General features: G+C 36.8%; 11 protein-coding genes. 2 read left to right on the top strand and 9 right to left on the bottom strand.

Features of this window, described 5'->3' with window-relative positions:
• Positions 1 to 63: 63 nt before the first annotated feature.
• The 6 genes from nadD to QZ657_RS05210 form a co-directional block, all read right to left on the bottom strand.
• Entirely contained in the window at positions 64 to 648 is a 585-nt protein-coding gene (gene nadD, locus QZ657_RS05235) for a nicotinate (nicotinamide) nucleotide adenylyltransferase (protein WP_291965420.1), read from the bottom strand.
• 6 nt (positions 649 to 654) lie between these two features.
• The gene (gene gmk / locus QZ657_RS05230) at positions 655 to 1,236 is read right to left on the bottom strand and encodes a guanylate kinase (RefSeq protein WP_291965418.1); all 582 of its coding nucleotides are present in this window, start codon (positions 1,234 to 1,236) and stop codon (positions 655 to 657) included.
• Positions 1,237 to 2,094: a YicC/YloC family endoribonuclease gene (locus tag QZ657_RS05225; protein ID WP_291965416.1), complete on the bottom strand. Its 858-nt coding sequence runs from the start codon at positions 2,092 to 2,094 to the stop codon at positions 1,237 to 1,239.
• 133 nt (positions 2,095 to 2,227) lie between these two features.
• Positions 2,228 to 3,049 carry a DUF1080 domain-containing protein gene (locus QZ657_RS05220; protein WP_291965415.1) on the bottom strand — a complete coding sequence of 274 codons (822 nt, stop codon included), beginning with the start codon at positions 3,047 to 3,049 and terminating at the stop codon, positions 2,228 to 2,230.
• Positions 3,050 to 3,062: 13 nt separating this feature from the next.
• A complete protein-coding gene (locus tag QZ657_RS05215) occupies positions 3,063 to 3,749 on the bottom strand; it encodes a DUF1080 domain-containing protein (protein WP_291965413.1) in 687 nt (228 codons plus the stop codon).
• Positions 3,750 to 3,810: 61 nt separating this feature from the next.
• Entirely contained in the window at positions 3,811 to 4,863 is a 1,053-nt protein-coding gene (locus QZ657_RS05210) for a sugar phosphate isomerase/epimerase family protein (protein WP_291965411.1), read from the bottom strand.
• Between the two features lie 161 nt (positions 4,864 to 5,024).
• Here QZ657_RS05210 and QZ657_RS05205 point away from each other — a divergent pair, with 161 nt between their 5' ends.
• Both QZ657_RS05205 and QZ657_RS05200 read left to right on the top strand, forming a co-directional pair.
• On the top strand, positions 5,025 to 6,728 hold the full coding sequence (locus QZ657_RS05205; RefSeq protein ID WP_291965409.1) for a GMC oxidoreductase: 1,704 nt from the start codon (positions 5,025 to 5,027) through the stop codon (positions 6,726 to 6,728).
• Between the two features lie 64 nt (positions 6,729 to 6,792).
• Positions 6,793 to 7,251, top strand: a complete 459-nt coding sequence (locus QZ657_RS05200; RefSeq protein ID WP_291965407.1) for an ASCH domain-containing protein — start codon at positions 6,793 to 6,795, stop codon at positions 7,249 to 7,251.
• 72 nt (positions 7,252 to 7,323) lie between these two features.
• On the opposite strand, the gene QZ657_RS05195 is transcribed toward QZ657_RS05200, so the two are convergent.
• The 3 genes from QZ657_RS05195 to QZ657_RS05185 form a co-directional block, all read right to left on the bottom strand.
• Entirely contained in the window at positions 7,324 to 8,463 is a 1,140-nt protein-coding gene (locus QZ657_RS05195; protein WP_276470383.1) for a Gfo/Idh/MocA family protein, read from the bottom strand.
• A gap of 120 nt (positions 8,464 to 8,583) precedes the next feature.
• Positions 8,584 to 9,027 (bottom strand): DinB family protein, encoded by a 444-nt coding sequence (locus QZ657_RS05190; protein ID WP_291962512.1) that lies wholly within the window; start codon positions 9,025 to 9,027, stop codon positions 8,584 to 8,586.
• Positions 9,028 to 9,042: 15 nt separating this feature from the next.
• Entirely contained in the window at positions 9,043 to 10,035 is a 993-nt protein-coding gene (locus tag QZ657_RS05185; RefSeq protein ID WP_291965406.1) for a sugar phosphate isomerase/epimerase family protein, read from the bottom strand.
• Between the last annotated feature and the right edge of the window lie 23 nt (positions 10,036 to 10,058).

Genomic DNA, 10,058 nt, shown 5'->3' with positions numbered 1-10,058 from the left:
GTATTATAATAAAGGTGATGTTTACTTAGCTACCGATAACTTACGCAAAGCGAATGTAATTGACTAGCGATAAAAATTCATTTCATCCATATATTTCCAAACTTCTGGTGGTAATAATGGCTTAATGTTTTTACCGTTCTTATGCTCCTTTCGTATAAACGTGGAAGAGATTTCCATAATAGGAGCATTTACCCGATGTATCTTTTCATGGTCTTGAAATTGATGCTCAATAGCGCCTTCTGAAATTCTAGGATACACATAAATGTTATGCAGTTCTAAAATAGCCTCATAATTCTTCCATTTATGCAGCCCTTTTAAATTATCCTCACCCATTATCAATGAAAATTCATATCCATTTGGGTACTTTTCCCCCAAATGAACAAGGGTATTTATCGTATAATTCGGCTGGGGCAAGTTAAATTCAATATTACTAGGTTTTAACCTATCGTAGTCTTTTGTGGCTTCATAAACCATCTCAAATCTTTGATGGTTGTCTAAAAGCGTTTTCTTGACCTTAAACGGACTTTGTGGGGTAACTACGAACCAAACCTCATCCAAATCAGAAAACTCTACCATATGGTTCGCAATGACTAAATGACCTATATGAATAGGGTTAAAGGTACCAAAGTATAATCCTACCTTCTTCATAACATACTAGTCTTTGTCTTCAGAAACAAAATTTGCTACTAGATCCACCGCTTCTTTTAAAGCCACATCAAGATCATAATTTTTAATAATCTTATCAAATTGAGGTGCCGTCGCCAATTCTACCGATGCCTTTGCAATACGCATATTTATTTTGTCCTCACTTTCTGTACTCCTCTTTTTAAGTCTTATTTTAAGTTCATCAACGCTAGGGGGTTTTACAAAAACCGCCAAGGTCTGTTCAGGAAATTTCTTTTTAATTCGTAATCCGCCAACAACATCAATATCAAAAATAACGTTCTTGCCTTCTGCCCAAAGCCGTTCCACCTCACTTTTTAACGTACCGTAAAAGTTATCTCTATACACCTCTTCCCACTCCAGAAAATCATCGTTCTTAATATGATTCTTAAATTCTGAAACCGACATGAAATAATAATGCTCTTTGTTCTTTTCCTTTCCCCTTCTTGGGCGTGAAGTTGCAGATACCGAAAAAGCCAAATTCAATTCTGGCTGTGCCAATAAATGGCGTACAATGGTTGTTTTTCCACTTCCTGAGGGCGCAGAAAAAATGATTAGTTTTCCACCTTTCATCTATAGTACGTTTAACATTTGTTCTTTTATTTTCTCAAGCTCGTCTTTCATCTGTACCACAAGCTGCTGCATTGGGGCAAAATTGGCCTTAGACCCGATCGTATTAATTTCACGACCAATTTCTTGAGATATAAAACCTAATTTTTTACCATTACTATCGTCTGATTGTAACGTTTTACTGAAGTAATCCAAATGATTTGCCAAGCGAACTTTCTCCTCTGTAATATCATACTTTTCTAAATAGTATATAAGCTCTTGTTCAAACCTGTTTGCATCAACATCTGCCTTTATATCCTGAACCGCTTTTTCTAAACGCTCACGTATTGTTGCCTGTCTGTCTGGATCAATAGCAATTACCTTTTCTAGCAACTTCTCCAAAGAAGCTATTCTCGCTAAAAAATCTTTTTCTAAAACACTGCCCTCTTCAGACCTAAACATATTAATTTCTACCAAAGCCCCTTTTAACGCCTCTTTAATAGCCTCATATTCAGATTCGTCAATATCATCTTTATCTGTTTTCATGGCATCTGGAAAACGCAATGCCATTTCTAACAATCTAAGGTCATCACCATCGGCAATATTTTTCAACTGGCCCATATATTGTTTAACAGCTACTTCATTGACCTGGGTAGAGGTTTCATTACCGGTGAGTTCAACATACAGGTTAAAATCTACCTTACCGCGCAATAATGAATTAGCTACCAATTTTCTTAATTCCAATTCTTTCTCACGATAACTTGAGGGCATACGTGCATTTAAATCAATACTCTTACTATTAAGCGATTTTATTTCTACCGTAATTTTTTTATTAGGTAATTGAACTACATGCTTTCCGAAGCCGGTCATCGATTGAATCATAAATACTTTTTAAGATTAAGACAAAGGTAAGGTAATTGAAAAATTATACGTTAAACAACTTACCCTACTTAAATAATTAAGGAGCATACAAAATTGTTCTTGTCTGCCCCTTAATCTATAATTGATAAAAATATTAAAGTTCCCTTACCCAAATATTTCTAAAACTTACGCGACTATCGTCGCCGTGATCTTGTAACATTAAAGGACCTTTGCCATGAGCGGGGTTTTTAGGCCACCCAATATAAGGCGTAGTACCTTTCAGTTCAACGTGGTCTTGTACCAACACGCCATTATGGATTACGGTAATAGTGCCAGATTTTATTTTACCGCCGTCTTTATTGAATACTGGCGCATGATAAACAATATCATAAGTATTCCATTCCCCTGTTGGTACAGAAGCCATAGCCAAGGGCACGTATTGCTTGTATATAGAACCTACTTGCCCATTTACATAGGTTGGGTTATCATTTTGATCTAATACTTGAACTTCATACAAACCATTTAAAAACACACCACTATTTGCTCTGTTCTGCCCTTCTCTCTGAACTGGTAACGGAGATTTCCATTCTATATGCAATTGCACATCACCAAAATTCTGTTTGGTCTGTATGTTTCCGGTCTTATCATTAACCGTCATACTACCATCTTTGTTCAAGTGCCATTTAGCAGCCGTACTATCATTTGTACTTATCCAATTATTTAAGTCAGTACCGTTAAAAAGAACAATGGCATCACTTGGGGCAGTCCCAGTACTACCAGGCTTTACAACTGGCACTTTAGGCTCGTAAAATTCGGTTTGCTCGGGCTTGGTAGGCTCTTCGCCCATATATTCCTCATAAACTATAACACTATCTTTAGCCTGCATAGTTTCAACAACATCGGTAGTTACTTTTTCTTGGCAAGACCCCAAAACCAATATAGCTCCGAACATAATTAATGTAGTATTCTTTATCATCACCTAATGCAATTTAAAGTTGTTTAATTTTTATATTTCTGAACCATACCTTATTATCGTGGTCCTGCAATCCTATTTTACCCGTGGTGTAATCCCCAAATCCGTCCCATTCAGCAAATTTTGATGTTGCCACCATGGCATTCCATTCTTCATTTGCTAACGGAAAGGTTACCGTTTCTATACCATTCAAAATTACACTACCTTTTTGCTCTTTGTAATTGACAGAAATGGTCATAGTATTCCACTCACCTATTGGTTTGGTAACATCTTTTGAAGGAGAAACCATATCGTACAATGCACCCGCTTGACGGTTTGTACCTACCATTGCATCTGGATGCTTATGATTATCCAATATTTGAATTTCAGGTCCGGTTTGATACCCCGTTCCAAATTTTTCATCCTCGCTAATACCCCAAAAAACACCGCTATTACCTGCCTCTGATATTTTCCAATCTAACGTTAGAACAAAATTGGTAAATTTTTGCCTTGTAACAAGATCATGATTTTTATGCTCTTCATCTTCAGGTGGCGTGTATACCAAAGCATCACCTTCTATTCTCCAAGCATCACTAATACCGTCTGTTTTAAACTCTTTCCACTGATCCAATGAAGTACCATTGAACAATATTTGCCAATCATCAACAACAATTTCAGCTTCATCGTTCAAAACCGTTTTTGATGTTTGCTTTTTCTCTTGCATACATGCAACGAAAAACAAAAAACACATCGCACTAACGATATACTTTTTCATCATCAACAAATTACAGACCTAACATTTTTTTCAACATTTCCTTATCTGTCGCTGCACCGGCAAAATCGTCAAAAGTTTTCTCTGTTGCCTCAATAATATGGTCCGCAATAAATTTAGCCCCTTCACGAGCACCCTGCTCAGGACTTTTAATACAACATTCCCATTCCATTACCGCCCAAACATCACAACCGTATTGTGTTAATTTGGAAAATATGGTCTTAAAATCTATTTGTCCGTCACCTAAAGAACGGTATCTACCAGCTCTATCTCCCCAATCGTTATAGCCACCAAAAGCACCTTTTTTACCTGTTGGGTTAAATTCAGAATCTTTCACGTGAAAAGACTTTATAAACTCATGATAATGGTCAATGTAGGTAATATAATCTAGCTGCTGCAAAACAAAATGACTTGGATCATAGAGAATATTTACTCTTTTATGATTGCCCGTAGCTTCTAGAAAACGCTCAAAAGTATCCCCATCATGTAAATCTTCGCCAGGGTGTATCTCATAACATACATCTACACCTTCTTTATCAAAATGATTTAAGATAGGCAACCATCTATTTGCTAATTCTTCAAAGCCCATTTCCACTAAACCGGCCGGTCTTTGTGGCCAAGGGTGCATGGTATGCCATAACAACGACCCAGAAAAAGTAGCATGCGCTTTTAGCCCTAACCTTCTACTTGCAGTCGCTGCTTTCTTTACGGTTTCAATTGCCCATTCCGTTCTTGCCTTTGGTTTACCGTGTACATTGTTTGGAGCAAAAGAATCGAACATTAAATCATACGCAGGGTGTACCGCTACAAGTTGACCCTGAAGGTGTGTAGAAAGTTCCGTAATCTCTAATCCATAAGAGTTTACCTTAGCCTTTAGCTCATCGCAATAGGTCTGACTTTCGGCAGCCTTGTCCAAATCGATCAAAAAACTTTCCCATGTAGGAATTTGAATGCCTTTATATCCCAGATCAGCTGCCCATTTACACATTCCGTCCAAAGAATTAAATGGAGCTTTACTGTCTACAAACTGTGCCAAGAAAACGGCTGGTCCTTTAATTGTTTTCATAAAAAAATACTATCTATTGTTGTTTGAATTTGTTGTTGACCATTAGTTATCAAATCTCTTGAAAAATCTTATATTTAAGAATTATATCAAGTTCTTCTCTAAACTTTAAAGATTTGCTATAAATATAGGGATTACCATCAGAAAAAGATAAAATTTCAGGCATGAATAAAGATGAAATATTCGACGCAATTGTTGTTGGAACGGGAATAAGTGGTGGCTGGGCCGCTAAGGAATTAACAGAGAAGGGCTTAAAAACCCTTGTCTTGGAACGTGGCCCTATGGTAAAGCATATTGAAAACTATCCTACCATGAATGATGACCCATGGGATTACCAGTTAAAAGGAGAACTTTCTAAAGAAGATAAAGAAAAGTATCATGTTCAATCTCGTGTAGGATGGGCCCCAAAAGAAGATTCCAAGCATTTCTTTGTAAACGATTTAGACCACCCATACGTAGAGACCAAACGCTTTGACTGGATTCGTGGATATCAAGTAGGCGGTAGATCACTTACCTGGGGTCGACAAAGTTACCGTTGGAGCGATATTGATTTTGAAGCCAACAAAAAAGAAGGTATTGGCGTAGACTGGCCCGTTAGATATAAGGATATTGCTCCTTGGTACGATAAAGTTGAAAAATATATAGGTGTAAGTGGAGAAACCTTAGGATTAGATGTTTTACCTGACGGAATTTTTCAACCTGCCATGAAATTAAATTGTGTAGAAGAGGATTTTAAAAACAACATTGCAGAAAAATTCGAAGACGGAAGATTGATTACCATTGGTAGGGCCGCACACATTACCGATCCCAATGCCACTTTTGGAGGTCGTGGTACTTGCCAAAACAGAGATCGATGCTGGCGCGGCTGCCCATTTGGCGGTTATTTCAGTAGTAACTCATCAACATTACCGGCAGCGGAACGAACCGGAAATATGACCCTAAGACCAAACTCTATAGTGTATGAGGTCATCTATGATGATACTACCGGAAAAGCAACAGGCGTAAAAATTATAGATGCAGAAACAAATGAGAAAATTGAATTTAAGGCAAAGGTGATTTTTCTATGCGCATCTGCAATGGCATCGGTCGGTATTCTATTACAATCTAAATCTGAGCGCTTCCCGAACGGATTAGGAAACGATTCCGATGCTTTGGGAAGAGGAATTATGGACCACCATTATAAATTAGGTGCTACCGCAAAAGTTGACGGCTACCTGGACAAATACTATAAAGGAAGGCGAGCCAACGGATTTTACATACCACGTTTTGTAAACTTGAACGAAAAAACAAGACGGAATGGATATTTACGAGGTTTTGGCTATCAAGGCACGGCTAGCAGGGGAGATTGGTCAAAAGAAATTGGAGAACTTTCATATGGTAAGGACTTAAAGGAGTCTGTATTGAAACCAGGTCGCTGGACCATTGGCGTAACGGGATTTGGTGAGTTCTTACCCTATGATGATAATAGAGTAACCCTAAGCCCTACCGAAAAGGACAAATGGGGTTTACCTCAACTAGCTTTTGATGTAGAGTTTAAAGAAAACGAATATAATATGCGTGAAGACATCAAAAAAGAGATTGTTACCATGTTTAAAGCTGCAGGGTTTAAGGATGTAGCTTCTTATGAAGAGTCTAGCGGACCAGGTTTGGGTATTCACGAAATGGGCGGGGCCAGAATGGGACATAGCGCAAAATCCTCTATTATTAACAAGCACAATCAAGTACATTTAGTACCAAATGTATATGTAACGGATGGCGCCTTCATGTCTTCTTCTAGTTGTGTAAATCCATCCTTGACTTATATGGCCTTTACTGCCAGAGCCGCAAACCATGCGGCCGAACAGCTTAAAGCAGGTAAATTTTCTTGATATTGAAATTAATTACAAAGAATTACGTTTATTAAATCCTATAGATTAAAGAAAATATCAGCTTATGGAAAATACTTCGGCCAGAAATATGTGGGGTAATTATTTAAAAAATCATCTCGAAGATGTCTTTCATGAGACACCAAAAACCATGTGTTTTGGCAATAATGAACATGATGCCAATGAAAGCGTTAGATTAATACAAAGTGGTGATAAAAAGGCAATATCCCATTCATTGTTAGGCTTGCAAAACAGAAACGAACCTTTACCCAAAATTGGTGATTATATTGTGGTTACGGATTGGAACGGTGAAGCGCAATGCATTGTTGTCACAACAGCCGTAACACTTAAACCCTATTTTAGTATTGATGCCGCTTATGCGCAATTAGAAGCAAACGGTGACAGGTCTTTGGATAGTTGGAAAAAATACCATTGGGGATTTTTTACAAAGGAATTACAAGAATTTAAAAGAGAACCAAAGGATAGTATGATTGTTGTTTGCCAGACATTTAAAAAAGTTAATTAAATAGTTTCTAAAAAACTACATAACAAAAAGAGCCGCAAATTGCGGCTCTTTTTTATACTGTATCGTTTAGGTTTAATTCTCTAAAGTAACCCAAGTATTTCCACCTTTATGTGAATCAACGGTTGCTTCAATGAAGTTCATTCCACGAACGCCATCTGCCATAGTAGGGAATTCACCATCATTGTATTCTTCTCCTCTAATGGCCCTAGCCACACCTTTATAAATATTAGCCATAGAATCAAAAATTCCTTCTGGGTGCCCGGCCGGTAGTTTTGTTCCGTCTAAAGATAATTCAGAGTTATAGGCATGACCAGGCTTATAAATTTGTGTTGGTTCAGTATCACTTAATTTATATAAAAAGTTAGGTCTTTCTTGTTCCCATCTAAACGCTCCTTTTTCCCCATAAATAGAAATAGCCAATCCGTTCTCCTCACCAGTAGCAACCTGGCTACCTCTAATAACACCTTTTACATGATCTCCCATACGTATTAGTACAGTACCATCCACATCCATTTGGTTATCTTCATATAGGTAATTGAAATCACAAAGCAGCTCTTTAACTTTTAATCCTGTAGTATATTCTACCATATTGAAAGCATGAACACCTATATCTCCCATACATGAACTTATACCTGCTTTTTTAGGATCCAATCTCCAAACAGATGATCTTTTCTCCTTATCATGTATAATAGTATTGATCCATCCTTGGTAATAAACGGCATCTACCTTATGAATTTTACCCAAAGCACCAGATTTGATCATTTCACGCATTTGACGCACCATAGGGTAACCGGTGTATGTATGTGTCAAAGCAAAAACAGTACCTGCCTTGGCATGTGCCTTTTGTAAATCTTTGGCTTCTTCTAAGGTTGTGGTCATTGGCTTTTCGCATATAACACTAAAACCATTGTCCAATAACTTCTTTGCCATTGGGTAATGTAAGAAGTTTGGCGTAAGTACAGAGCAAACTTGTATACGCTCATCTTCAGGCAATTTCAATTCCTCTTCGATCAAGGTATCAAAATCTTTATATATCCTATTTAATGGTACATCTATTTCTTTGGCGAAAGCCATATTAGCATCAAAATCAGGGTTAAATACAGCACCCGTAATTTCATAATTATCATTAATGAAAGATGCTACTCTATGTAACACTCCTATCAGAGAGTCTCCACCCCCACCTAATATTCCTAATCGTATTTTCTTTGGCATTTTGTTGTTGTTTAAATTGAATTTTATAAATAAAATTATGTACTGAGATTAATAAAAAATAAAATTATGAAAACCGTAATGAACTAAATAACATAAAAGCTGTAAAATATGTTATATCATTTATCTTCTATAATAAACATAATCAGAGCTTATAGGTATTTCATCATTATTTCTAAGATCTACGGCAATTTGCCCTCTATGATTTGTAGAATGATTAATAATATGAAAAAGTATGTCCTGCAGGGTATTTGTAAATAAACGCCCTTCAGAATTTTCATAATCTATACGCTTATCAAAATTATCGGCATTGGTAACTATCTCAAAAGAGCTGCGTTGATTTTCATAATGGATATCTGCCCAATTTTTTACGTCATGCTCTTGCCAAACGTCGTATTCACTAGGCTTGTTTAAGATTCTTGCATTCCAAATATGGTGTGCATTTAAAATATGACTGAACAGACGTACGGTTTCCGGTGATACAGAATCGAGTGCCAAACATTGTTCAATAAGTTTTTTATTACAGTGAAAATTATAATCGAATATTTCATTAAAAAAAGTCTCCATAAATCATACTATTGATTATTCTATTTCTTTTGCTGCTTTTAACAAAAGATCTCTTGTTGCAATGATACCGTCTGCCTCGCTAATTTTAGACCCTTCATATTCTACACCTATAAAACCTGTATAACCTGCATTTTTTACGATTTTAAGCATTTTTACATAGTCAATGCCGGTATCATAACCATCAGTATCAAAATTATTGGATTTTGCACTTACAGCTTTTGCATACGGCATTAATTCTTTAACACCCTTATACTTGTCATACGCTTTAAGGCAGTCCCTACTATCTGGTTTGCGTTCTATGCAAAAGTTTCCAAAATCAGGTAAACTACCACAATTATCCATATTTACGGTTTTCATTACCTGGGCATGAAGTTCACCATTAGAAGATAATCCGCCGTGGTTTTCAACCAACACATTAATTCCTTTGGTTTTTGCATAGGTAGCTAATTTTGTAAGCCCATCAACAGAATTCTTTATCCATTGTTCAGGATTATTGCTTCCATTAAGGTTTACCCTAATAGCATGACAACCCATTGCGGCGGCGGCGTCTACCCATTTTTTGTGCTTCTCAACGGTTTGGTTTCTTTCAACCTCATCATCAACGGCCAAATTACCTTGACCATCGATCATAATCAATACATTTTTCATTCCATACTTTTCTGCCTCTGCATTGGATTTTGCTACAAAATTTGCCATTGCTTCTTCAGAATAACCCGCATCTTCCAGTTCAGGATTATACAACTGGCTCACATATTCCAATCCGGTAAATCCCCAATCATTGGCTTTTTCTGCAAATGAATACGGATCCACACCTTCTTCCCTTATCATTTTATGCATAGACCATTGTGCCAATGACATGCTAAAAAATGGAGTTGTAGTACTTTCTTCCATTACAATTTCTGTATTATCTACTTTATCTTTTTTAGTTTCCTTACAAGCGTAAGTTCCTAATAACGAGATACCGATACCTGCAATAGATGCGAACCGAATAAAACTTTTTCTTTTCATGTTTTGGTAGTTTGTTGTTGTTT

The organism is Maribacter sp. (genome assembly GCA_020629415.1).
GTDB lineage: Bacteria > Bacteroidota > Bacteroidia > Flavobacteriales > Flavobacteriaceae > Maribacter > Maribacter huludaoensis.
The sequence above is the reverse complement of the archived record's forward strand: the minus strand, read 5'-3'. Positions and strand labels throughout refer to the sequence as shown.

What these genes read in the sequence shown, in the direction of transcription:
- nadD (WP_291965420.1), bottom strand. Translation starts at nt 648, where the DNA reads ATGAAGAAGGTAGGATTATACTTTGGTACCTTTAACCCTATTCATATA.
- gmk (WP_291965418.1), bottom strand. Translation starts at nt 1,236, where the DNA reads ATGAAAGGTGGAAAACTAATCATTTTTTCTGCGCCCTCAGGAAGTGGA.
- QZ657_RS05225 (WP_291965416.1), bottom strand. Translation starts at nt 2,094, where the DNA reads ATGATTCAATCGATGACCGGCTTCGGAAAGCATGTAGTTCAATTACCT.
- QZ657_RS05220 (WP_291965415.1), bottom strand. Translation starts at nt 3,049, where the DNA reads ATGATAAAGAATACTACATTAATTATGTTCGGAGCTATATTGGTTTTG.
- QZ657_RS05215 (WP_291965413.1), bottom strand. Translation starts at nt 3,749, where the DNA reads ATGCAAGAGAAAAAGCAAACATCAAAAACGGTTTTGAACGATGAAGCT.
- QZ657_RS05210 (WP_291965411.1), bottom strand. Translation starts at nt 4,863, where the DNA reads ATGAAAACAATTAAAGGACCAGCCGTTTTCTTGGCACAGTTTGTAGAC.
- QZ657_RS05205 (WP_291965409.1), top strand. Translation starts at nt 5,025, where the DNA reads ATGAATAAAGATGAAATATTCGACGCAATTGTTGTTGGAACGGGAATA.
- QZ657_RS05200 (WP_291965407.1), top strand. Translation starts at nt 6,793, where the DNA reads ATGGAAAATACTTCGGCCAGAAATATGTGGGGTAATTATTTAAAAAAT.
- QZ657_RS05195 (WP_276470383.1), bottom strand. Translation starts at nt 8,463, where the DNA reads ATGCCAAAGAAAATACGATTAGGAATATTAGGTGGGGGTGGAGACTCT.
- QZ657_RS05190 (WP_291962512.1), bottom strand. Translation starts at nt 9,027, where the DNA reads ATGGAGACTTTTTTTAATGAAATATTCGATTATAATTTTCACTGTAAT.
- QZ657_RS05185 (WP_291965406.1), bottom strand. Translation starts at nt 10,035, where the DNA reads ATGAAAAGAAAAAGTTTTATTCGGTTCGCATCTATTGCAGGTATCGGT.